Genomic DNA, 21,957 nt, shown 5'->3' with positions numbered 1-21,957 from the left:
GCAGGCTCTCTCTCAGATCGCTTCGTTGCGGGGGCCGGTCTCGCCGAGCAGCGAGGAGAACATCGCGTGCTGGCGACGTACCTGCTCGCGACTGTCGATCGGGTGAGCGTCCTGAATGTGCCGGTTGCCCTCGTACTCGCTGGAGAGGTAGCCGTCGAAGCCGCCCTTCTCCAGCACGGGGACGATGCGGTCGTAGGGGATGCTGTATTCCGCCGTCTCGTCGACCATCTCGTAGAACTTCGCCTGGATGTGGCCGACCAGGTCCATGTGCGGGAGCATCTCCTCGGGCTCGCGGTAGATGAAGTGTGTGGCCTGTCGCGCCAGCCCCATCTCGACCGGGCCGCCACCGCGGTAGTGGATGATGTCCATCAGGGCGTGGGTGTCGCCGTGGTCGTCGTACAGCTTGACGATGTAGTCGACCAGCTCCGGGCGAGCGCCATCGCGCAGCGCCCTCTCGGAGACGACCCGCGGGAACCGCGCCACGAACGTGCCCATGTCCGGCATCAGACCGAGGGCGACGCCGCCCTCGGCGTGCATCACCTCGAGGTGCTCGAGGATCCAGGGGTGCTCGTAGTGGAAGGGCGCGTGCACCTCGAGGAGGAGCCGTACGCCGGCCTCGCGGGCATAGGGCGCGGCATCCCTCATGACCTCCGGCGGCGTGTTGATGATCGCTCGGATCACCCTCGCGCCGAGCCGGACGGCGAGATCGATGTCGGCACGGAAGGAGGCGAGCTGCTCCTCATGAGTCAACCACCGGTCCCGGTATCGCAAGGTGTCGAGGAAGAGGTCGGTGGCGCTGGTCGTGGTGCCGTATGTCGCCATCCACTGGTGCCACTGGGCGATCTGCGCGTCGGTGATGTTCGGGTAGCCGACCAGCGACTGCTCCGGAATGACCTCGATCCCGTGGGCGCCGATGGACGCAGCGTGGGCGATGCAGTCCTCCAGCGACATCGTCCGGAGGAAGAACTCCTCCTGATAGCTGTAGAGGCTGACTCCGCGTTTGATGGACACGGCCTCAGGATGTGGCGGACGGCACAGCCCCGGGAACCCTGATGTGGCGATGCACGACATCGGCTACTTCGATGCCCGCTCGGCGTCGTCGGAGCTCGGTCGAAGGTTAATGTGGAGCCCGACGTCGGGGTCGGCAGCCGCTGCGCGCCACCCGTCGGGCCCGGCGACGCCGGGCTTCGCGCACATCGCCGCGTCATCACCGGAAGGTGAGGAACGCCTCGTGCTTGATCGCTCGCCCGCGTCGGTGCGCACTGCCGGTCCCCGCGGCCTGCTGCCGGCGCTGCTCGTCGTGACCCTGTTGACCGCCATGGACCAGACGATCGTCGCCACGGCACTGCCGGCCATCGTCTCGGACGTCGGCGGCCGCGCGGGCGTGGGCTGGGTCTTCGCCGGCTACACGCTCGCGATGACGCTCGCCATGCCGCTCTTCGGCCGGCTGGGAGACCTGCGTGGGCGGCGCGTCCTGTTCCTGGGGAGTATCGCCGCGTTCGTCGTCGCCTCCGGCTCGTGCGGCCTGGCGACCAGCATGCACCTGCTCGTCGCGCTGCGCATCGTGCAGGGCATCGCCGGCGGCGGCGTGCTCGTGATGTCGCAAGCCGTCGTCGCCGATGCCGTGCCGGCGCGCGAGCGTGCTCGCTTCATGGCGCCGGTGGGCCTCGTCTTCGCCGTCTCGAGCGTGGTGTCGCCCCTGCTCGGCGGGACGTTGACCGACACCGTCGGCTGGCGGTGGATCTTCTGGGTGAACCTGCCCCTCGGCGCCGTCGCCTGGACCTTGGCCTACCGCGCCGTCCCCCGCCCGCGCGCCTCGGGAGGCGGCGGCGACCTCGACCTGCGCGGGTTCGGCCTGTATGCCGTCTCGGTCACCGGAGTCGTCGTTCTCGCGACGGGTCAGCTGGGGTCGTTGCTGTCCCCGACGACGCTGGCGATCGTGGTCGCCACGCTCGTCTGCGCTGTCGCCTTCGCTCATCGGATGCTGACGCACAGCGACCCGCTCATCCCGATCGGCGTCCTGCGCAACCGAACCGTCGCCATCGCGAGCTGCATCGGCCTCGTCAACGGTGCCGCGGTGTTCGGGCTCGTCGGCTACCTGCCGACCGTCGTGCAGTCCGTGCTCGGCCTGCGGCCCACGATGTCGGGCGCCATCCTGCTCGCGCTCGTGCTCGGCATGATGGTCTCCACAATGTCCACCGGCCGATGGACGGCGCGGACGGGACACTACCGGCGGCTTCCTCTCATCGGCTGCCTGCTCGGCGCTCTCGCGATGGCGTGGCTCTCGAGGCTCGACGCGTCCTGGAGCATCGGGCACGCCGCAGCCGCTATCGCCCTCCTCGGCCTGGGCGCCGGCTTCTTCATGCAGGTGGTCACCATCGCCGCTCAGGATGCTGCGCCGGCCGAGCACGTCGGATCTGCCACCTCGACGGTCTCACTGGTCCGGGAGCTCGGCGTGACGGTGGGCGCTGCGAGCATCGGGGCTGCGTTCGCGGCTCATGGCCGCGGCCACGACCTGGGTGCCGGCGTCGCCGACGCTGTGCCGACGGTGTTCGTTGCGCTGATGCTGGTCCTCCTGGCCGGCGCGGCCGTCTCCCTAGCACTCCCCGACCGGCGCCTGTCCTCGCACGTCGGCTGAACGCGAGCAGGCGCAGATGCCCGCCCGAGACACCGCGACCGGGCGCAGATACCCACCGCAGAAACGCCGAGCGGGCGCAGATGCCCGCCCGAGACGCGGCGAGCGGGCGCAGATGCCCGCCCGAGACGCCGCGACCGGGCGCAGATGCCCGCCCGAGACGTGGCGAGCGGGCGCAGATGCCCGCCGAAATGTCGGCTGACCGCCGCGGTGTCGCCGGAAGCCCGTCGTCTGCTGACCGGCGCTGATCGCAACTGGCCTCAAGGGGTTGATCCGCGCGCCGAAGATCTGCCCGTTGAAACCAGTTGCGAATCCTCGGCGCCGAACCTGCGGTGTCGCCAAAAGCGCGTCGTCTGCTGACCGGCGCTGCTCGCAACTGTTCTCAATAGGTTCATCCGCGCGCCGAAGATCTGCCCATTGAGACCAGTTGCGAATCCTCGGCGCCGAGCCTGCGGGTCGCCAGACCGGTCGATGTTGTCGCCGTCCAGGTCAGTCTGCTCGCGGTCCTGGGCAGGTGCACGCTCATGGTGCGGGGTCTGCGTCCGTCGGCGGCGGCCGTTGGCAGCGGGCGTCGCCCGCGGGCCATCTCGATGAGCCGCGGCCGTACGTCGGCTAACCGCGAGCAGGCGCAGATGCCCGCCGCAGAAACGTCGAGCGGGCGCAGATGCCCACGACACGCGAACATCTGCGCCCGCTCGGCGGAATCTGCCCGGCCATCTGCGCCCGTTCGACGGGATCTGCCCGGCCATCTGCGCCCGCTCGGCGGAAGTCAGGTGACCGTCTGAGCCTGCTCAGCTCTTGAGGCCCCCGCTGAAGCCCTGGATGAACCGCTTCTGGGCGACGACGTAGAACGCCAGGATGGGGATCATCGAGAGCAGCACGATGGCGAAGACGAGGTTCCACTGCGAGACGAGGGAGCCGACGTAGTTGTACATGACCACCGGCAGGGTCTGGACCGAGGAGCCGTTGAGGAAGATGAGCGAGGTGAAGAAGTCGTTCCAGACGATGAGGCCGCCGAGGATGGCGACGGTCCCGGTCGCCGGCGCCATGAGTGGGAAGACCACGCGGATGAACGTCTGGAACTTCGACGCGCCGTCGATCGTGGCGGCCTCCTCGTACTCGGGGGCCAGGGTCTTGAAGAAGCCGGCGTACAGGAAGACGGCAAGCGGCAGCAGGACGCCGGTGTAGACGATGATCATGCCGATCCTGGTCCCGACGAGCCCGAGGTTGCGGGCCTCGACGTAGAGCGGCAGCACGCCGAGCTGCGTGGGCAGGATGATGGCGATGAGGAAGAGGAAGTAGGACCGGTTGGTCCACCGGCTCTTGCTCCGCACCAGCGCGTACGCCGTGATCGACCCGAAGGCGATCAGCCCGATGACGCTGCCGGCGGTGATGATGATGCTGTTCTCGAGACCCTTGACGATGCTGCTGGACGCGCCGTTCGCCGACTCGAGCAGGGACTTGAAGTTGTCGAGGGTCGGATGCTTCGGAGGCTGGAAGGCCGGCGACTGGAGGACGTCCTCGCCGGGCTTGAACGCCGTCATCAGCAGGAGCCAGAAGGGTGAGAGCCACGCCAGCGTCACCAGGATCATGACGATCTCGAGCGCCAGGGTGCGACCGCGGTATCGGAACATGTCAGGCTCCCGCCTCGGAACGCTCACGGGTGATGAGCTGCTGGACCACGGAGAAGAGGACGATCAGGACGCTGAGCAGCAGTGCGAGTGCGGCGCCGAAGCCGAACTTCCCGAACACCAGCGTCTGCTGGTAGATCTCGGTCGCCAGCGTCTGGGTGGCGCCCGACGGGCCGCCGCCGGTGAGGGCCATGATCTGGTCGAAGACACGGAGTCCTTGGATCAGCATGAGGGTGGTGGCGATCGCCACGGCCGGTCGGATCGTCGGAAGCGTGATGTGCACGAACCTGCTCCAGCGGCCGGCGCCGTCGATGGCCGCCGCCTCCTCGATCTCGACCGGGACGACCGCGAGGCCGGCCAGATAGATCACCATGACGAGGCCGACGTTCTGCCACACCATGACCGCGAGGACGCACAGCTTCGCCAGTGTCGGGTCGGCGAGCCAGTCGTGCTTGAGCGAGCCGAGGTGGGCCCCGCCGAGCGCCTGGTTGAGCGGCCCGTCGAAGGCGAAGATGAAGCTCCAGATGTAGGAGACCGCGATCGGGGCGAGCACCACGGGCATGAAGAGCAGGGTGCGGAGCAGGTAGCGCGTCTTGAGCGTGCGGTTGAGCGCGAGGGCGAAGAGGAGCCCGATGACGTTGGTCAGCACGACGAACCCGACCGCGAGCAGGATGGTGTTCTTCAGGGCGCCGATCAGCTCGTCGGTGTGGAAGATCTTGACGAAGTTGTCGAGACCGACGAAGCTCCAGCCGCCGATGCCGCTCCAGTCGGTGAAGGCGTAGAAGCCCCCGAGGAGCGTCGGCACGTAGATCAGTGCCAGGACCAGGGCGATCCCGGGCAGTGCCCACCAGGCGGGCACCGCTGCGGAGAAGCCGCCGGCGCGGCCCCGCCCCGACCGCTTCTTGCGTCCGGGCTGAGTCCCGCGCTCTGCCGAGGGATTGGGCTGGTCTGCGAGCGTCGCGGATGTCGTCGCGCTCATGGGTTCGCCTCTCGTCGTCCTGGGTGTGGATCAGCGGCGGTGAGGGCCGGGGTCGGCCCTCACCGCCGAGGGTGGGTCAGTTGCCCCAGGCGTCGTCCATCGCCTTGAGCACGTCGTCGACGCTCTTCTGGCCGGTCAGCAGGCCGGTGACGCCGGTGCCGAGCGCGTTGTAGACCTCGCCGTTGGGCCAGCCGAGGTAGCCGTAGGGGGCGGTCTTGTTCTGGTCGATGAGGTCCTTCACGCCGGCGTACTGCGGAAGGAGCTTGGAGGTGTCGACCTTGCCGACGGGAACTTCGCCGGACGCCTCCGCGGTCGCCTCGGTCTGCGCGGGCTGCGTGATCCAGTTGAGGAAGTCGGAGACCAGCTTCGGGCTCTTCGTCTTCGCGTTGCCGGCGAGCGCGTCGGGGGTGCCGGCCATCAGATAGGTCTCGGAGCCCGAGGGGGCCGGCATCGGCAGCACGGTGAGGGTGACGGCGCCGTGCGTGGAGTCCATGATGTCCTTCGCGCCACCGCCGGGGGCGCTGAAGGCCGTCATCTTGCCCTGGCCCATGCCGTTGGTGAGGGCGTCGAAGCCGGCACCGGCGGCGCCGTCCTGGAAGCAGCCGCTGTCGTTGAGGTCCTTCATGGCCTGCAGGGCGGACTTCCAGCCGTCGCTGGTGGCGAACTTGACCTCGCCCTTGGCCCGCTTCTGGTTCCAGTCCGGCTCCGGGCCGTACACGGTGTCCCCGGCGAGTGCGGAGGTGAAGATGGCCGTGTTGGGTGCCATCGCACCGGCGAGCCCGAAGACGGCCTTGCCCTTGCTCTTGGCCGTCTTGCATTGCGCGATCACCTGGTCGAGCGTCGTCGTCGCGTCGATCGAGATGCCGGCGTCCTTGGCTGCAGCGGGGCTGTAGATGAGCCCAGTCGGAGCGAGGTACGGCGGGATCGCGACGAGCTTGCTGTTGAGGTAGAAGAGGTCCTTGGCGTTGTCGGGCACCACGTCGGCGTTGACCTTGCCGGTGAGGTCGAGCAGCTTGCCGGCCTGCGCGAGCTCGGTGACCGAGCCGGCCTGACCGCTGCCGGCGTTGACGAAGAAGACGTCGGGACCGTTGCCAGCCTGCAGCTGCGTGGTGAGTGTGCTGCCGTAGGTGTTCAGCGCGATCGGGTTGGTCTTGATCTTGACGCCCGGGTGCGACTTCTCGTAGTCCTGGGCCAGGGTCGCGAAGACGCTCTTCGCGTTCGGGTTGGCGATCTGGTAGGAGAAGGTGATCGACTGCGGCTCGGCGCCGTTCTTGCTGCCACCGTCACTCGAACCGCACGCGGCGAGAAGGCTGGTGCCGATGACGGGCAGGACGGCCATCGCCGTCAGGCGGAGCCTCGTGGTTCTGGTCATCTGATTCTTCCTTGGCTCGTCGTCGCCGCCCCGGAGCGGACCGACACTGATGTGAACTCCGCCACTGTGGCTCAGGCCATTCGCCCCGGGGAACAGGTGTCTTCCGATCCTCGCCATCAGCACTGTGGATGCGGTGTGAGGGCCGCCACGTCCAGCCGGCGAAGAGGAGCGGTGGAGCGGCCGCACGAGGCATGGCGCACCAGCACGCAGCGGCTCTCCGCACCGGAGACCGGTGCGGAGAGCCACTCGAAGACGCAGGATCAGGCGATCAGGATCAGGCCGTGGCGATGCCGTCCTCGCCGAGGAAGCGCCGGCACATCGCGTGATGCCGCGCGACCATGTCGAAGGCATTCTGCTCGTCCGCGTCGAGGTAGGCGTGGCCCTCCCATTCCGTCGACATCGAGACCGTGCGGTCGAGCTCGGAGAACACCTTCATGATCGACTCGTAGTCGATCGACGGAGACTCGAGGCTCTCGTCGACGTCGTAGAACTTGCCGTGGATGTGGACCACCTGCGGCAGGACCTCGCGCCAGTCCTCGAGGTTCTCGCGGCCGAACATCGTGAAGACCAGACGCGCGAACCCGACGGGGAGCTCGGGCTCGCCTCGCTCTGCGCACTCGGCGGCGAACTGGCCGTACCGCTGGAAGGGCGCCCCCGGCGCCTCCCAGGCGCGCTTGAGCGACTCGATGCCCTCGTCCGAGAGTCCGTCGCGACGCAGCTTGTCGAGCATCCCGACGGGGATGGCGCGCATGCAGCTGCTGAAGTCGGGGACGAAGCCGAGGTACTCGGAGTCGATCCGGGCGTAGGCCTCGCGCGTCGCCATCACCTTCGGCGTGTTCGGACCCTCCGGCGCGTGGACCTCCATGCCGAGCTTGACGCCTGCCTTGGCGGCGATCGGCTCGATCTTCTCCAGGACCTCGGGGGTCAGCCCGATCTGCGTGCGGACGACGGGGAACCCCAGCTCGCCGGCCAGCTCGATCTGCGGTCGCATGTACTCGACGCTGCGGTCGACGTCCATCCACTGGTCGGCGCGAAGCGCGATGTCGGCGTTGGAGGCGAGCGACGTCGGCACCAGGCCGTTGCGCTCGATGGCGTCCCTCAACGCGCGCAGCTCCTCATCGGGCACCTTGTTCGGGAACCCGCGGAGCGACTGGAAGCCGATGACCTCGACGCCCGGCCCGAGGCCGCGGCGTCCGACCTCGTCGATGAGGCTCGAGAGTGTGTACTGACCTGCCAGCCACTCGTTCGTCATCGAGTAGAGCGTGGTGCCCAGCATGATGCTCATTGCACGACCACCTTCTTGACCACATGGGTCCGCTGCACCAGCGCCATGTCGGGGCCGATGATGATGTAGGGGACGCGGGTCGCCAGCACGACGTCCACGTCGATCTCGGTGCCCGCGGGCTGCGGCCGCTCGGAGGGGACACGCACCGTGAGTGCGTCCTGCACGAACCACCACTCGTCGTCGAGACCGGGAAGGTCGTCGAGGCCGAGCTCCAAGCCGCCGACGTCGACCCGAAGCGCCGAGCGCTCGCTCGTCACATCGTCGATGGTGAGGTCGATGCCTTCCAGGCAGGACAGTGGCAGGGAGCGGTACCAGGCGAGGTGGAGGTCCACCTCGTAGCCACCGTCGGCGGCGCGTACGGCTGTGTCGCCGAGCACCTGTGCTTCGAGTGTCACGCTGTCTTTCCTTCCGTGATGGTGAGTACGTCGAGCTCGTGGCCGGTCACGACCACCCAGGCGCCGGTCTCGTCCGACTCCTGGATGGCGGCGGCGACATGGGCCATGCGGACGAGGTCGTGGAGCGTCGGCAGCCCGTCGGGCTCGCGTCCGGGGGCCGTGGCATGCGCGTCGGCCACGAAGGACGACCAGCAGTCGCGGAAGCCCTGAGGCCGGCCGGGAGGCTGCGTCGAGTAGCGCGAGACGTCGGCGCCCACCCCGCGTTGGAACCGCTGGGCGCCGCGGAACCCCATGACGTCGAGCACCTCGGGGCGTCCCTCGTGGAAGACGACCGACTCCTCGACGCCGTCGAGCGCCATCAGCAGCGTGCCGCCTTCGACTGGGCGGGTCTGGCTGACGGCCAGTGTGCCGGCGGCGCCCCGGTCGGTCTGGAAGAGCACGCCCCTTGCCCCGGGGATCTCGGCTCGTCCGTCGATCGAGCTCAGCGATGTCGCGGCGACCGACGTCGTCACGACACGCTCGATGCGGTGGCCGGTGGTGAACTCCAGCAGGTCGCCGTACGCCGGGAGCGCCGAGGGCGCCGCCCACCCGTGGAGCATGTGCAGCGGGCCCGGCGTGCCGCTGCGGATCCGCCGGCGGGCGAGCCTGACCATCGGGTAGTAGCGGTGCACGAACGGGACCGCGACAACGGTGCCGGCGGCCTCGGCCTGTGCAGCGACAGCCTCGAGGTCGCCGACGCCGCCAACCGCGGACCATTCGTGCATCACGACGCACCGGACCCGGCCGAGAAGGTCGGAGAGCGCCCCGGCAGCCGCGTCGGGCTCGACGCTGAGATGGATGACCTCGGCGTCTGCCTGGTCGGAGACGACGTCGGCACCGGACTCGTGCACGAGCGCGAGGACGTCGGGACGCTGCGGTCCGACGATGGCGACCCGGGTGGTCTGTCCACCCGAGCTGGTCGTGGTCTTCTGGCGTGACAAGTCGGTTCCTCCGCGAGGTGCGTCGACACGGCGTGTGCCTTGCGTCACTCTTCCCAAGGCGACACGATTGAGGAAGCCGCGAGGGCCGATGGCCCGCATCGGTCCGATGGATGTGCTGGGAAAGGAAGTTGCGCCGATGGTGCGGGAGGTCGACCTGAATCTGCTGCGCGCCCTCGACGCAATCCTGGAGGAGCAGAGCGTCACGAAGGCGGCCGCGCGGCTCGGCCTGAGCCAGCCGGCGATGAGCGCGTCGCTGGCGAAGCTGCGCCGTCACTTCGGTGACGAGCTCCTCACGCGCGTCGGCAACGCCTACGAGGCCACGCCGTTGGCCAAGGAGCTCCTCGAGCCGACGCGCACGGCGTTGCGCGCGACCGATCGGGTCTTCGTCCGCGACGGCGAGTTCGACCCGATGACGAGCGTGCGCGACTTCTCGATCGTCATGTCCGACTACTGCACCGCCGCGCTGGGCCCGGCGATCGCGCGCCGGGTGCGCGAGCGGTCACCGCGGTCGAAGCTCTATGTCTTCGGTCTGACGCCCGCCCTCGTCGATGCGGCGCCGGAGTCGATGCGCACGCACGACCTGGTCATCATGCCCCACGGGTTCCTGTCCGACCTCAAGCACCGCGACGTCTACGAGGACGACTGGGCCTGCATCGTGAGCGCCGACAACACCAAGATCGACGACCGCATCACGATCGAGGACCTCGCCGAGATGCCCTGGGTGCTGACGTTCAACCAGCGCACCGCCTTCACCACGGCGATGCAGCAGCTCCGGATGCAGGGGCTCGAGCCGCACACCGAGGTCGTGACGGAGAACTTCCTGACGCTCGGCGCACTCATCGCGGGCACCGACCGGGTGGCGCTCGTCCAGGAGCGTCTCGGTCACCTGCTGGCGAGGACGTCGGACGTGAAGGTCCTCCCGGTGCCCTTCGACGCCGCCCCGCTCGTGGAGACGATGTGGTGGCACCCGATGTATGAGGTCGACCCTGCGCACCGCTGGCTGCGCGAGATCGTCATCGAGGCGGGCATCGAGATCACCTGACGCAAGCGTTGAGTGTCTCGCCCACCCATGGGTGGGCGAGACGCTCAAGGCTCGCGCTCAGGCGCGTGCGGCGACCTCCCGGATGTGCTTGACCGACTCCTCCGAGGAGATGGTCGGGAAGTACTCGAGCCCGATCGGCCCGTCGTACCCGGAGGCGCGCAGCACGCCGAGCTGGGTCTCCCAGTCGAGCGCGCCGCTGCCCGGCTCGCCGCGCCCGGGTGCGTCGGCGATCTGCACGTAGTCGACGAGCCCGGCGGCGTTCTCGAGCTCCGTGGCAGGGTCCTCCCCCATCGTGACCGAGTGGTAGAGGTCGTAGAGGATCCCGAACGAGTCCGAGCCGACGGCCCGCGCGACGATCACCGCGTCCTCGGTCCGGTCGGTGAGCGCACCCGGGTGGTCGACCCGGGTGTTGACCGGCTCGAGGAGGAGCTTCACGCCGGAACCCCGGGTGCGCCGGACGGCCTCGGTGAAGATCTCGGCGAGACGCTCGAGGTTCTCGCTCCGCTTCTGGCCGGGGAAGCCGACACCCGAGCCGAGCACGATGCGGGGACATCCCAGACGCCGGGCGTTCTCCACGCCCTGCGCCAAGCCCTCGTTGAAGGCGTCCATCGTCTCCCAGGGCAGCGCGAAGTTGGTCCGCGGCTCAGCGAGCACGGACGTCAACGCGACGCCGGTCTCCTCGAGCGCAGCGGCCAGGGCGTCGACGTCGACCGTGGAGGTGCCCCACATCTCGACGGCGTCGAACCCGGCGGCGGCAGCCGCACGCACGCGGTCGGGGTGCTCCCCCGCCTCGGTGAACAGGAGGTCGATGTTGGGAGAGAGCTGATACACGTTCGTGCCTTTCGGTTTCGGGTCGGTGGTGCGAGTCGGGTCAGGCGCTGGTGGCGACGACGCTGCCGGACGCGAGGGGCGCGAGCTCGCGCTGGACGAGGTAGCCGGCCAGAAGAGCGCTCTGAGCAGGGTGAGGGCTCTGGTCGCTCTCGACGACGACCCACCCGGAGTAGTCGATGTCGACGAGGGCTCGCACGACCGCGGTCGCGTCGACCAGGCCGACCTCGGCGCCCGGCTCGGCGAACCAGCGCGGGACCTCACGAGAGCCGCCCTCGACGCGGACGGTCCAGTGGGCGTGGGGCTGGAGATACTCCTCGGCCTCGTCGACGGCGAGCGCGTCCTTGAGCTGGACGTGCCAGAGACGGTCGCCGTGAGCCTTGATCATCGCGACCGGGTCGATGCCGGCGACGGCGAGCTCGCCGGTGTCGACGGCGAGCCCGACGACCTCAGAATCGGCGCGGTCGAGCAGCCGGTCCAGCGCGTCGCCGCGACGCAGCGCGGACAGGAAGTCGACGTGGAGCGCGGTGCGGATCCCGTGCTCGGCGGTCCTGCGGCCGACCGCCGCCCACGTGGTGGCGAGCTGGGCGATGGCCTCGTCGTCCAGAGGAGGTACGTCGCCCGCATCGGGCGTCGGCTTCACGACGAGCACCGATCCGCCGAGCTCGGCCAGCGCCTCGGCGTACCAGCCCGCTCGCTCGACCATGACCGGCACGTCGGTCCCGACCAGAGGCGAGAGACCTCCGGTCAGGTGCTCCATGGACCGCTCCTCGGAGTTCCAGAACCAGCTGCTCACGCAGTCGATGGCGCAGTCGGCAAGGAAGGCCCGGAAGCCGGCCAGCGACCCGAAGTTCGCGATCACCTGCTGCGGGTTCCCGAACGGCTCCCAGCGACCCGTCCCGGTCCAGAGCTCGACGCCTCGGAACCCGGCGATGGACATGGTCTTCAGCGCTCGCTCATGCTGCTCGCGCCGGACGAAGTCGTCGAACTGGGGCTTCCACTGATTAAGGGCGTAGCCCCACCTGATGCCGCTCATGAGTAGATCCGTTCCAGGACGTTGGCGGCGTACCAGCGCGAGATGGCCGTGCTCTCGGAGTAGTCGCCGCCCTCCTTGTTGGCCTTGTCGTGCTCGACGGAGATCCAGCCCTCGTAGGCGTTGTCGCGGACGGCCGTCATCATCGCCTCGAAGTCGACGAGCCCGTGCGGTGTGCCCATCTCGTAGAACCACTTGCCGGTCGTCGGCGCCATGATCTCCGAGTCGGGCCGGTGCCGGTGGTCGTCGCCGGTCGCGACGTTGCGGGTGTCCTTGAAGTGGAAGCCGCTGACGCGGTGGGCGTGCCGGTGGTAGAGCGCCACCGGGTCGAGCCCGGCGATGCAGTGCTGGGCGGTGTCCACGAACAGCGAGACGACCTCGGGGTCGGTGTAGGAGTAGAACGTGTCGATGTCCTGCTCGCTCTGGATGCCGCAGAAGAACTCGTGGTGGCAAGTCAGCCGCACGCCGTACGACGCGGTGATCTCACCGACCTTGTTCCACACGTCCGCGGTGTGCTTGAGCTTGTCCTCGGTGACCGGCTCCATGTCGTAGTAGAGCGTCGCCGGCATCACGATGATGTTGTCGAGCTGGATCTCCGACCAGCGCCCCATCGTCACGCGGAAGTCCTCGAGGATGTTGTCGTGGGTCTCGGGGAGGTGCGGGGCGTAGTTGCGGACGTCGTAGTCGGCCGCGTGGAAGGTGTTGACGATCCGCTCGAGGCCGTGGTCCTGCACCATCTGCTGGTACTTCGCCGGGCCACCGTAGGTGCCGTACATCTGCCAGATCCGGAAGTCGAACGTGTCGATCGCGTCGAACCCGGTCGCCTTGATCTGCTTGAGGAACGACGACATCGTCTTGACGTTGTGCCACTGGTCGATCGGCCCCGCGGGTCCGTTGCTGCGCCAGTGGTCCATATACGACCACTTGATCCTGCGCTCGGTGGGGTGCACGCCGTTCACGGGGCTGCCACCGCCTCGCCGGCGGCGACCTGCTGGACGTAGGCGAGTGCGTCCGCGGTCGAGGCGACCGTCGGATACGCCTCGATGCCGACCGTGCCCTGGTAGCCGACGCGGTCCAGCAGTGCGAACGCAGCAGGCCAGTCGATGGCGCCCGTGCCGGGCTCGCCGCGGCCCGGGGCGTCGGCGACCTGGACGTGTCCGACGAGGTCGATGACGTCGGGGACGACGATCTCGGGGTCCTCGCCCTCGACGACGGAGTGGTAGAGGTCGTAGAGGACGCGGACGTGCGGGGAGTCGACGCCGCGCACGACCGCGACCGAGTCGGCCGTCATGCTCGTGAGCACACCGGGGTGGTCCATCCGGGTGTTGACGGCCTCGACCAGCAGCGTGACGCCGGCGTCGGCCGCGACCTCGGCGGCGCGGGCGACCGCCTCGGTCATGATGCCGATCTGCACCGGCCGCTTGAGATAGGGCACCGCGGGGCCCGAGCCGACGACGACGTGGGGGCAGCCGAGGCGCACGGCGTCGTCGACGGTGCGGCGTACGTCGTCGAGGAATCCGTCATGGGTCTCCTTCAGCACCAGCCGCGTCGTGCGCGGGTCGACGAGGACCGTCCAGAGCCTGACGCCCGTCTCGTCGAGCGCGGCGCTGAGCGCGTCGAGGTCCTTGTCGTGGGTCCAGAAGATCTCCGCCTTGTCGAAGCCGGCCGCGGCCGCCGCGCGCACGCGGGCGGCGAGGTCGTCGCCGGCCTCGGCGAACATGTACTCCAGGTTGACCGACAGCGAGCGTGCTGCACTCATCGGAAGGTGTCCTCGAAGGTGTCGTAGGGAAGCGGCGGCTCGGGGTCGAGCGTCTGCGCGGTGTCGTTGGCGTAGGGCATGTACTTCTTCGTGACGATCGGCCCGTCGACCGGCGGGAGGAACACCGGCTTGCCATCGTCGCCGAACCAGGCCAGCTGGGAGTCGTGGCTGTGCTGGTTGTCGGACGCGAAGCTGATCCAGTCCCGGTTGAACGGGGCGCGGGCAACCTCGTAGCAGCGGAAGTGCCAGATCCGCCACTCGCCTTCCTGCTTGACGAAGTCGACGCCGTACTTGCACCACACCCAGTGCGCCCAGACCGGCTTGCCGTCCACCTCGCCTCCGGAGAAGACGTAGTCGGGCGCCTCCTTGGCGATCTCGGGGTCCATCAGCCCGGACTCGAGCCCGGCCATGATCCAGATGCCCTTGGCGGTCGTGCCGTCGGCCGACACCTCGACGACCGGAGTGGTCGTGTAGTGGAAGAGGAGCTTGCCGATCGGGCGGGGGCGGCCTCGGTGGTACGCCGTCACCGACTCGTAGGTCGAGTACTCCCCCACGTTGTTGTAGCGGGACCGGATGCCCTCCGTCCCGGGCTTGGCCCACAGCTCGGAGATGATCCGCTCGTCCTCGTAGGCGTTGTGGTAGTGCATGTAGCGGTTGAAGACGTTCTCGACGGCGCCGCGGTCGGCGGCGCGGACGGCGGTGAGCTCGGCCGCTTCGACGCGTGCCTCCAGCTCGGCGAGTCGCTGGAGCAGGCTGGTGTCGTCGACGGTGGTCATCAGATGCCTCTCTGAGTGATGTCAGTGGTCAGTGCGCGCATGGTCATTCGGAGAGCCGTGCCGCGAGCGCGTCGGCTCCTCGCACGGCGAGCGCGACGCTCGTGAGCGTCGGGTTGCAGGAGTTGGCGGTGGGGATCAGCCCGTTGCCGGCCAGCACGAGACCGGGCACGTCCCACACCCGCGAGGAGGAGTCGCAGACGCTGGTGCCGTCGTTCTCGGGCCCCATCCGGACCGTGCCCATGTAGTGCAGCGAGCTGCCCGGCGGCATCACGACGGGCATGCCGTCGATGAACGTGCCGAGCGCGGCGGCGGCCCGAGCCTGGAAGGCGCGCGCCTTCTCGAGCTGCTCCTCCTCCCGCTCTGTCACCTCGTAGGCGATCCGGATGCCGGGGAGGCCGTTCTCGTCCGGCTCGGCGTCGTCGAAGAGCAGCCGGTCCTCGGCCCGCGGCCACTTGCGGACGCCCCAGCCCATGCCGACGTAGCCGGCCGCGTTGTCGGCGTACGGGCTGTCGGGCGGCAGCGGGATCGGGCAGACCGGGCTGTAGAGCATCTGGGCGTGGAACGGGTGGCGCTCCTGCTCGAAGCGCACCCCCACCACCACGCGCACCGGGTCGACGGGAGCGACCCCGGGCTCGAGCGGTGGGAGCAGACCGTCCTTGACGGCCACGACGCCGAAGATCAGCGGGTGCTCGGTCAGGTAGCGACCGAGCGCCTCGGGCCGGATGCCCGAGGCCCACAGCAGCTGGGGCGTGCGCAGCGCGTCGGCGGCCACGACGACCTCGTCGGCACGTTCCTCGGTCTCGCTGCCGGTGGCGAGGTCGCGCAGCACGACGCCGACGACGGTGTCGCCCTCGACGACGAGCCGCACGGCGAGGGTCTCGGTGCGCAGCTCGAACCGGTCGGCGTGCGCGCCGGGTGAGGCCAGGTCGGCCAGCACGACGTCGGTGCCGGACCAGCGCATGGATCCGTCGGCCTGAGGATCTCCTGCGACCGGGAGCGGCTGGACCAGCAGGCCGTCGTCGGCGAACTCGTCTCGCACGAGTCCGAGGAGCGTGGTGGCCTGGGGTGCTCCGCTGAACGCCTCGTGCGTCGTGTGCAGCAGGCGCTCGGCCTCGTCGAGCAGGCCGTCGAGGTCGTCCTCGAGGAAGGCGATCCGCTCGCTGTCGACCGGTCGGGGTGTCGCACAGGTCCAGTGCGCTCCCTGCCCGCCGACGCAGGTCGCGGCGGCGGCCGCCGGCATGCCGGTCGAGCCCTCGGCCGCGCGGCCGACGAGGTGCGTGCCCTGCCGAGCGGTGACCGTCCCCTCCATCACGGCACCGGTCGGGATGCCGCGCACACCGGCGCGCCCGGAGGCCGGGCCCTGGGAGGCCTGCTTCGCCGCCGCCTGCTCGGCGGGGTCGGCGATGTTGCGGACGTTCATGCCGAGCGGGTCGGTGAGGGCCGGACCTGCCTCGACCATGAGGACGGACACATGGTCGGTGCGCTCCAGGAGCCGGCGGGCGTACGTCGCCCCCGTCGGGCCGGATCCGACGACGAGGACGCGACGAGTCCCGCCGCTCATGCTGCGACCTCCTGGGAGGAGTCCAGCCACCGGCGCACGAGCCGGCGGTCGTGCACGATGACACCGGCGACCCGGCCGGCGAACGATCCGAGCGCCGCCAGGGCGACCCACGGGCACGCGCCCGCCAGGGCCACGGTGGCCTGTCGCTCGTCGAGCTCGGCCGACAGCGCAGCGGTCCGAATGGTCGTGAACATGATGGTCTCCCTTCTCACTGCTGGGTCGCGAACGCGGCGTCGAACGCCGCCGTCGGGGCGTCGAAGGCCAGCCGACGGACGAACTCGAGCGCCTCCGGCGCGCCGACGAGACGGTCCATGCCGGCGTCCTCCCACTCGATCGAGATGGGGCCGGCATAGCCGATGGTGTTGAGCATCCGGAAGCACTGCTCCCACGGCACGTCGCCGTGCCCGGTGGAGACGAAGTCCCAGCCGCGTCGGGGGTCGGCCCAGGGCAGGTGCGAGCCGAGCCGGCCGTTGCGGCCGTTGCCGACCAGACGCTTCGCATCCTTGCAGTCGACGTGGTAGATCCGGTCCTGGAAGTCCCACAGGAAGCCCACGGGGTCCAGGTCCTGCCAGACGAAGTGCGAGGGGTCCCAGTTGAGGCCGAACGCCTCGCGGTGGCCGATGGCCTCCATGGCCGCGACGGTGGTCCAGTAGTCATAGGCGATCTCAGACGGGTGCACCTCGTGGGCGAATCGGACGCCACACTCGTCGAAGACGTCGAGGATCGGGTTCCACCGGTCGGCGAAGTCGCGGTAGCCGGCGGCCACCATCTCCTCGGTGGCCGGGGGGAACATGGCGACGTACTTCCAGATCGAGGAGCCGGTGAACCCGACCACGGTGTCCACGCCGAGCCGCTGCGCGGCGCGGGCGGTCATCTTCATCTCCTCCGCCGCCCGCTGCCGGACGCCCTCGGGCTCGCCGTCGCCCCAGATCCGGGACGGCAGGATCGCCTGGTGGCGGGCGTCGATCGGGTCGTCGCAGACCGCCTGGCCCTTGAGGTGGTTGGAGATGGCGTAGACCTTCAGACCGTACTTCTCCAGCAGGTCGAGCTTGGCCGTGACGTAGGAGTCGTCCTCCGCGGCCTGCCAGGGGTCGAGGTGGTCGCCCCAGCAGGCGATCTCCAGGCCGTCGTAGCCCCACTCCGAGGCCAGCCGGGCGACCTCCTCGAACGGAAGGTCGGCCCACTGGCCGGTGAACAGGGTGATCGGGCGTGTCATCGTGGATTCCTCTCCTGGGGCGTGCTCGGTGGCGCTCAGCGCGGGATGGACTGCCAGCTGCGGGTCTCGGAGCTGCGCTCGACGGCGTCCAGGACGCGCTGCACCTGCAGGCCGTCCTCGAAGCTCGGCCTCGGCTGCTCGCCGGCGGCGATGGCGCGGACCAGATCGACGACCTGGTGGGTGAAGCCGTGCTCGTAGCCGAGCCCGTGGCCGGGCGGCCACCAGGCGGCGACGTAGGGGTGGACGGGCTCGGTGACGAGGATCCGGCGGAAGCCGGCGATCTCGCTGGGCTCGGAGGCGTCGAGGAACTCCAGGACGTTCATGTCCTCGAAGTCGAAGGCCAGGCTGCCCTCGGCGCCGTTGATCTCGATGCGGATGGCGTTCTTGCGCCCCGTCGCGAACCGGGTCGCCTCGAAGACGCCCATCGCACCGTCGTCGAAGGTCGCGAGGAAGCCGGCCGCGTCGTCCACGGTCACCGGGCCGCGCTCGAGGGAGGCCGTGCCGGACAGGCCGGAGTGCTCGGCGGCGTACGGCCGCTCCTTGACGAAGGTCTCGAGGCGCCCGACGAGCTCGGCGATGCGGCGGCCGGTGATGAACTGCGTCAGATCCACGATGTGGGCGCCGATGTCGCCGAGCGCACCCGACCCGGCCTTGGCCTTGTCGAGCCGCCACGAGAGCGGGGCCTCGGGATCGGCGATCCAGTCCTGCAGGTACTGCGTGCGGACGTGGCGGATCTCGCCGAGGCGCCCCTCGGCGACGAGGCGCTGCGCCAGCGCGACCGCCGGGACGCGACGGTAGGTGAAGCCCACCATGGCCTGGACGCCGCGCTGGCGGGCGTCGGCGGCCGCGGCCGCCATGGCCTCGGCCTCGGCAACCGTGTTGGCGAGCGGCTTCTCGCAGAGGACGTGCTTGCCGGCCTCCAGCGCGGCGATCGCGATCTCGGCGTGCGTGTCGCCCGGGGTGCAGATGTCGACGACCTGGACGTCGTCGCGGTCGAGGACGGTGCGCCAGTCGCCCGTGCTGTCCGCCCACCCGAGACGCTCCGCGGCCTCCGCGGCGCGGCCCGCGTCGCGCCCGGCCACGACCTGCATCACCGGCTCGACAGGAAGGTCGAAGAAGCGCGGCGCGACCCGCCAGGCCTGCGAGTGGGCGTTGCCCATGAAGGCGTGCCCGACCATGGCCACGCCGAGCCGCGTGCGGGTGTCGGTCATGCGAGAGCCTCCTGGGAGTCGTCGACGTCGCGATGTGCGGGCAGCGTGGCTGCGATGTCACGGGCGCCTGCGACCGCGAGGGCCACGGACGTGAGCGTCGGGTTGCACGCCGTGGACGTCGGGATGACGCCGTTGCCGGCGACCCGCAGCCCCTCGACCCCCCAGACGCGGCTGCGCGGATCGCAGACGCTGGTGCCGTCGGCGACCTGACCCATCCGGACCGTGCCCTGGTAGTGCAGGGACGCTCCTCCGGGCAGGGTCCGCGGCTCAGGGTCGAGGGCGTCGCCGAGCGAGGCGGCGGCGCGCTTGACGGCGGCACGGGCAGCGTCGAGCGAGGCGTGGTCGGCGTCGGTGAGCCGGTAGTGCAGGCGCATGGCGGGCAGGCCGTAGCCGTCGGTCGCCTCGTCGTCGAACTCGACCCGGTCGTCGGCGCTGAGCTCCTTCGCGCAGAACCAGCCGAGGCCGACGATCGTGCCCGGCTCAGGGACGTCGCCGGGCGCAAGCGGGACGGGAGAGGCGTCGAGCTGCATCACCTGCCCGTGGAACGGCTCGGCGTCGGTGAACGGCACCCAGCTGACCCCGCTCTGCTTGACGATCGCAGCCCTGCCGCGCGGGTCCACCTCGGCCACAGGCACGTCGGCGACGTCCCGGAGCCGTACTGCGTGGATGACCTGCGGCTGGTCGTTGAGGTAGCGGCCGAGGGCGGTCGGGCGGATGCCCGAGGCCCACAGCAGCTGCGGGGTGCGCAGGCTGTCGGCGGCCACGACGACCTCGCGGGCGCTGACCACGTGGACGGTGTCAGCCGTCAGGTCGACCACCTCGAGGCCCGTCGCCCGCCCCTCCTCGACGACGACCCGCCTCACGAGGGCCTCCGGGATGAGCCGGAAGCGCGGGTTGGCTCGGGTCTCCTCGCCGAAGACGACGTCGGACCCGGACCAGGTGACACGTCCGTCGTCGTGGACCTGCACCGCGAGCGGCATGGGCGCAACACGCCGGCCGGGGGCACGGCCGTCGTCGAACTCGGCGGCCAGCCTGCGACGTACCTCGTCGGAGAAGGGCGCGCCGTCGAAGGCATGCTGGGAGACGCGCAGCAGCCGCTCGGCCTCGGTGAGCAGCTCGTCGAGGTCGTCGACGAACCCGATGCGCTCGCTGTCGCCCGGCCGTGGGCAGGCGCAGGTCCAGTGGGCCGCCATGCCGCCGACGTTGCTGGACATCGCGGCGGAGGGGATGCCGTCCTCGCCCTTCGCCTGATAGCCGTCGGCCAGGAGGAAGGTGCCGGCGCGTCGGAGCCGGCCGTCGTTCGGGTGCTCGCCTGCCAACGGGCCTTCCGACGAGTGCTGGGCAGCGGTCCGCGTCGCCTCGTCGACGATGTTCTTGACGTGGGCGCCCGGCGGGTCGCTCACGACGGGGCCGACCTCGAAGGTCGCGATCTCGAGGTCGGGTCGCAGCTCGCTCAACACGCGAGCGTACGCCGCGCCGCTCGGGCCGCTGCCGACGATCGCGACGTCGACCTTCTCGGGGATGGTGCGGGGCATGGGACTCCGTTCGACTCGTGCGGTGATGACGTCAGCTGCCGGCTGCGGCCTGCTCCTTGCGGAACTCGGTCCACCCCGGCAGCTCCCACGGGCGGACGAGCGCGGCGCGCATGCGGGCCTCCAGGTCCTCGACGGAGGGGAGCGGAGAGATCCGCCCGTCGTCGCGTCGGTAGGTCCTGCAGGTCAGCGCAGGCCTCGCACCGTCGATGGGGAACAGGTCGGCACCGCCGATGGCGAAGGACGGCGATCCGACGAAGCCGAGCTCGGCGGCCTGCTCAGGGGTGCGGACCTCGACGAGGTCGACGCGCACGTCGTGGCGGCCCATGCGCTCGAGGACCTCGTGCGCCATCCCGGCCGCGCGCTCGTGGCTCGGGCAGCCCGCCCACCAGCGCAGGTCGAGCCGCCACTTCACCGAGCAGCCGGCCGCGGACGTCGCGGGTCGCTCGACCGGGCGTCCGGCCAGCACGTCGTCGAGGGCGTCACGCACCCACGAGGCGCGCTGTGCCGGATCGTCGTAGTCGGCGTCCGGCGCGCCGTGGTAGCGCACCACGCCCGTGGCGTCGACAACAAACACCTCGGGCGTGGCGCACGCCTGGAAGGAGCGCGTGACGCTCTGGTCGGCGTCGCGCAGGAAGAGGCCGGCCACCTCGCCGGCCGCGACGCGCTCCGCCATGACGTCGACCGAGTCGAGAGGCTGGAGCTGGCCGTCGTTCGGGACGACCTGCACGACCTGCACGCCGCGCGACTCGTAGTCGCGGGCGAGGTCCTGGATGCGGTCGTGCCAGGCCAAGGCATACGGGCAGCCGTTGGACGTGAACACGACCACGGTGGCGGTCTGCGCGTCGTAGGCGACCTCGACGTCGCTCCCGGTGGTGTCCGGAAGCTTGATGCCCGGTGCTCGGTCACCCGCACTCAGGCGGTGATCGGCCAGCTCAGTCATGACGTGCTCTCCTCTGCGACGTGGCGCTCGTCACGTAGTCTGCGGCCCCGGAAATCAGAACGGCAGTTCTGTTTGGTGATGGTGCCCATCGGCAGATGCGATGCGCCTGCCGTCGACCGTGGCGCTCAGCGCATGCCGTCGGCGAGGTAGGCGGTCAGCATCGCCGACAGCCGGTCGACGACCTCGTCGTACTCGTAGTCGGCCGCCGCCTCACGGTCGTTGCCGAGCCCGAGCTGTCGCGCGAGCACGCTCCACGCGACGGTGCACGCCCAGCGCAGGGGGTCATCGGTGCCGGCGCCCGCGGGGCCGCCCTTCATCTCGCGGAGCGCGGCGATGAAGGCCGCCTGCATCCTCTCGTGGGCCGCGGTGCCGCGAGCAGCGATCACAGGATCGTCCCGCCCGAGCAGCATGAACGGCGCCAGCACGCGGGCGTTGCGGCGCAGCAGACCCGCCAGCGCACCGACCTCGCGCCGTACCGCCTCGTCCAGGCCGCACGCAGGCTCCCGGCCCGAGGCGAACGCGCGGGCCGTCTCGAGGTCGATGCGGTCCATCTCGCGGGCGTGCGCGACCCGGATCAGGTCGTCCTTGCTGGCGACCCGGCCGTAGATCGAGCCGGTCGAGACGCCGGCGAGGCGGGCGACGTCGGCGATCCCGAACGCGCCGGAGCCCCGCTGGACGAGGAGCGCCAGGGTCGCGTCCAAGGCGCGGTCCAACGACTGACGGCTGCGTGCCTGTTTCGGTGCGCGCAGGAGGTCGTCACCGGCGGACACCCCGGAGGC

General features: G+C 70.1%; 21 protein-coding genes. 2 read left to right on the top strand and 19 right to left on the bottom strand.

From position 1 onward, the window contains the following. Positions 1-12: 12 nt before the first annotated feature. Positions 13-1,011: a sugar phosphate isomerase/epimerase family protein gene (locus ACYQ1K_RS11570; protein ID WP_459983133.1), complete on the bottom strand. Its 999-nt coding sequence runs from the start codon at positions 1,009-1,011 to the stop codon at positions 13-15. 220 nt (positions 1,012-1,231) lie between these two features. Here ACYQ1K_RS11570 and ACYQ1K_RS11565 point away from each other — a divergent pair, with 220 nt between their 5' ends. Further along, positions 1,232-2,638, top strand: a complete 1,407-nt coding sequence (locus ACYQ1K_RS11565) for an MFS transporter (RefSeq protein WP_459983132.1) — start codon at positions 1,232-1,234, stop codon at positions 2,636-2,638. 788 nt (positions 2,639-3,426) lie between these two features. Here the strand turns inward: ACYQ1K_RS11565 and ACYQ1K_RS11560 are convergent. The 6 genes from ACYQ1K_RS11560 to ACYQ1K_RS11535 all read right to left on the bottom strand — a co-directional run bounded on the left by ACYQ1K_RS11560 (position 3,427) and on the right by ACYQ1K_RS11535 (position 9,277). Continuing rightward, a complete protein-coding gene (locus tag ACYQ1K_RS11560) occupies positions 3,427-4,269 on the bottom strand; it encodes a carbohydrate ABC transporter permease (protein ID WP_459983131.1) in 843 nt (280 codons plus the stop codon). Position 4,270: 1 nt separating this feature from the next. Further along, complete coding sequence (locus ACYQ1K_RS11555; protein ID WP_459983130.1) at positions 4,271-5,245, bottom strand: carbohydrate ABC transporter permease; 975 nt, start codon at positions 5,243-5,245, stop codon at positions 4,271-4,273. Between the two features lie 76 nt (positions 5,246-5,321). After that, positions 5,322-6,617 carry an ABC transporter substrate-binding protein gene (locus ACYQ1K_RS11550; protein ID WP_459983129.1) on the bottom strand — a complete coding sequence of 432 codons (1,296 nt, stop codon included), beginning with the start codon at positions 6,615-6,617 and terminating at the stop codon, positions 5,322-5,324. Between the two features lie 274 nt (positions 6,618-6,891). Further along, a complete protein-coding gene (locus ACYQ1K_RS11545; RefSeq protein ID WP_459983128.1) occupies positions 6,892-7,902 on the bottom strand; it encodes a sugar phosphate isomerase/epimerase family protein in 1,011 nt (336 codons plus the stop codon). Beyond that, the gene (locus tag ACYQ1K_RS11540; protein ID WP_459983127.1) at positions 7,899-8,297 is read right to left on the bottom strand and encodes a C-glycoside deglycosidase beta subunit domain-containing protein; all 399 of its coding nucleotides are present in this window, start codon (positions 8,295-8,297) and stop codon (positions 7,899-7,901) included. Before ACYQ1K_RS11540 ends, ACYQ1K_RS11545 begins: the two co-directional genes overlap by 4 nt. Then, positions 8,294-9,277 carry a Gfo/Idh/MocA family oxidoreductase gene (locus ACYQ1K_RS11535; RefSeq protein ID WP_459983126.1) on the bottom strand — a complete coding sequence of 328 codons (984 nt, stop codon included), beginning with the start codon at positions 9,275-9,277 and terminating at the stop codon, positions 8,294-8,296. Before ACYQ1K_RS11535 ends, ACYQ1K_RS11540 begins: the two co-directional genes overlap by 4 nt. 106 nt (positions 9,278-9,383) lie before the next feature. Here ACYQ1K_RS11535 and ACYQ1K_RS11530 point away from each other — a divergent pair, with 106 nt between their 5' ends. Next, entirely contained in the window at positions 9,384-10,319 is a 936-nt protein-coding gene (locus ACYQ1K_RS11530; protein ID WP_459983125.1) for a LysR family transcriptional regulator, read from the top strand. Positions 10,320-10,376: 57 nt separating this feature from the next. Here the strand turns inward: ACYQ1K_RS11530 and ACYQ1K_RS11525 are convergent, their stop codons facing one another. From ACYQ1K_RS11525 to ACYQ1K_RS11470, 12 genes are all read right to left on the bottom strand, one after another. Further along, on the bottom strand, positions 10,377-11,150 hold the full coding sequence (locus ACYQ1K_RS11525; RefSeq protein WP_459983124.1) for a TIM barrel protein: 774 nt from the start codon (positions 11,148-11,150) through the stop codon (positions 10,377-10,379). A 40-nt stretch (positions 11,151-11,190) separates the two neighbouring features. Next, positions 11,191-12,183, bottom strand: coding sequence for a sugar phosphate isomerase/epimerase family protein (locus ACYQ1K_RS11520; RefSeq protein WP_459983123.1), 993 nt, complete (start codon positions 12,181-12,183; stop codon positions 11,191-11,193). Continuing rightward, complete coding sequence (locus ACYQ1K_RS11515; RefSeq protein ID WP_459983122.1) at positions 12,180-13,139, bottom strand: sugar phosphate isomerase/epimerase family protein; 960 nt, start codon at positions 13,137-13,139, stop codon at positions 12,180-12,182. The genes ACYQ1K_RS11520 and ACYQ1K_RS11515 overlap by 4 nt, the downstream gene beginning before the upstream one ends. Continuing rightward, the gene (locus tag ACYQ1K_RS11510; protein ID WP_459983121.1) at positions 13,136-13,939 is read right to left on the bottom strand and encodes a TIM barrel protein; all 804 of its coding nucleotides are present in this window, start codon (positions 13,937-13,939) and stop codon (positions 13,136-13,138) included. The genes ACYQ1K_RS11515 and ACYQ1K_RS11510 overlap by 4 nt, the downstream gene beginning before the upstream one ends. Further along, on the bottom strand, positions 13,936-14,715 hold the full coding sequence (locus ACYQ1K_RS11505; RefSeq protein ID WP_459983120.1) for a nuclear transport factor 2 family protein: 780 nt from the start codon (positions 14,713-14,715) through the stop codon (positions 13,936-13,938). The genes ACYQ1K_RS11510 and ACYQ1K_RS11505 overlap by 4 nt, the downstream gene beginning before the upstream one ends. A gap of 43 nt (positions 14,716-14,758) precedes the next feature. Further along, positions 14,759-16,276: a GMC oxidoreductase gene (locus ACYQ1K_RS11500; protein WP_459983119.1), complete on the bottom strand. Its 1,518-nt coding sequence runs from the start codon at positions 16,274-16,276 to the stop codon at positions 14,759-14,761. Next, on the bottom strand, positions 16,273-16,470 hold the full coding sequence (locus ACYQ1K_RS11495; protein ID WP_459983118.1) for a hypothetical protein: 198 nt from the start codon (positions 16,468-16,470) through the stop codon (positions 16,273-16,275). The genes ACYQ1K_RS11500 and ACYQ1K_RS11495 overlap by 4 nt, the downstream gene beginning before the upstream one ends. A gap of 14 nt (positions 16,471-16,484) precedes the next feature. Continuing rightward, positions 16,485-17,492 (bottom strand): sugar phosphate isomerase/epimerase family protein, encoded by a 1,008-nt coding sequence (locus ACYQ1K_RS11490; protein WP_459983117.1) that lies wholly within the window; start codon positions 17,490-17,492, stop codon positions 16,485-16,487. Positions 17,493-17,527: 35 nt separating this feature from the next. Beyond that, positions 17,528-18,703: a Gfo/Idh/MocA family protein gene (locus ACYQ1K_RS11485; RefSeq protein WP_459983116.1), complete on the bottom strand. Its 1,176-nt coding sequence runs from the start codon at positions 18,701-18,703 to the stop codon at positions 17,528-17,530. Then, a complete protein-coding gene (locus ACYQ1K_RS11480) occupies positions 18,700-20,238 on the bottom strand; it encodes a GMC oxidoreductase (RefSeq protein ID WP_459983115.1) in 1,539 nt (512 codons plus the stop codon). Before ACYQ1K_RS11480 ends, ACYQ1K_RS11485 begins: the two co-directional genes overlap by 4 nt. A 31-nt stretch (positions 20,239-20,269) precedes the next feature. Continuing rightward, positions 20,270-21,178 (bottom strand): redoxin family protein, encoded by a 909-nt coding sequence (locus ACYQ1K_RS11475; protein WP_459983114.1) that lies wholly within the window; start codon positions 21,176-21,178, stop codon positions 20,270-20,272. 125 nt (positions 21,179-21,303) lie between these two features. Continuing rightward, positions 21,304-21,948: a TetR/AcrR family transcriptional regulator gene (locus tag ACYQ1K_RS11470; RefSeq protein WP_459983113.1), complete on the bottom strand. Its 645-nt coding sequence runs from the start codon at positions 21,946-21,948 to the stop codon at positions 21,304-21,306. Positions 21,949-21,957 lie beyond the last annotated feature (9 nt).

It is taken from the genome of Nocardioides sp. AN3, assembly GCF_054653495.1.
The sequence above is the reverse complement of the archived record's forward strand: the minus strand, read 5'-3'. Positions and strand labels throughout refer to the sequence as shown.

Bases quoted from the DNA above. Each gene is read 5' to 3' on its own strand.
- ACYQ1K_RS11485 (WP_459983116.1), bottom strand. From the start codon at position 18,703: ATGACCGACACCCGCACGCGGCTCGGCGTGGCCATGGTCGGGCACGCC.
- ACYQ1K_RS11550 (WP_459983129.1), bottom strand. From the start codon at position 6,617: ATGACCAGAACCACGAGGCTCCGCCTGACGGCGATGGCCGTCCTGCCC.
- ACYQ1K_RS11560 (WP_459983131.1), bottom strand. From the start codon at position 4,269: ATGTTCCGATACCGCGGTCGCACCCTGGCGCTCGAGATCGTCATGATC.
- ACYQ1K_RS11530 (WP_459983125.1), top strand. From the start codon at position 9,384: ATGGATGTGCTGGGAAAGGAAGTTGCGCCGATGGTGCGGGAGGTCGAC.
- ACYQ1K_RS11490 (WP_459983117.1), bottom strand. From the start codon at position 17,492: ATGACACGCCCGATCACCCTGTTCACCGGCCAGTGGGCCGACCTTCCG.
- ACYQ1K_RS11500 (WP_459983119.1), bottom strand. From the start codon at position 16,276: ATGAGCGGCGGGACTCGTCGCGTCCTCGTCGTCGGATCCGGCCCGACG.
- ACYQ1K_RS11555 (WP_459983130.1), bottom strand. From the start codon at position 5,245: ATGAGCGCGACGACATCCGCGACGCTCGCAGACCAGCCCAATCCCTCG.
- ACYQ1K_RS11505 (WP_459983120.1), bottom strand. From the start codon at position 14,715: ATGACCACCGTCGACGACACCAGCCTGCTCCAGCGACTCGCCGAGCTG.
- ACYQ1K_RS11480 (WP_459983115.1), bottom strand. From the start codon at position 20,238: ATGCCCCGCACCATCCCCGAGAAGGTCGACGTCGCGATCGTCGGCAGC.
- ACYQ1K_RS11475 (WP_459983114.1), bottom strand. From the start codon at position 21,178: ATGACTGAGCTGGCCGATCACCGCCTGAGTGCGGGTGACCGAGCACCG.
- ACYQ1K_RS11510 (WP_459983121.1), bottom strand. From the start codon at position 13,939: ATGAGTGCAGCACGCTCGCTGTCGGTCAACCTGGAGTACATGTTCGCC.
- ACYQ1K_RS11545 (WP_459983128.1), bottom strand. From the start codon at position 7,902: ATGAGCATCATGCTGGGCACCACGCTCTACTCGATGACGAACGAGTGG.
- ACYQ1K_RS11520 (WP_459983123.1), bottom strand. From the start codon at position 12,183: ATGAGCGGCATCAGGTGGGGCTACGCCCTTAATCAGTGGAAGCCCCAG.
- ACYQ1K_RS11495 (WP_459983118.1), bottom strand. From the start codon at position 16,470: ATGTTCACGACCATTCGGACCGCTGCGCTGTCGGCCGAGCTCGACGAG.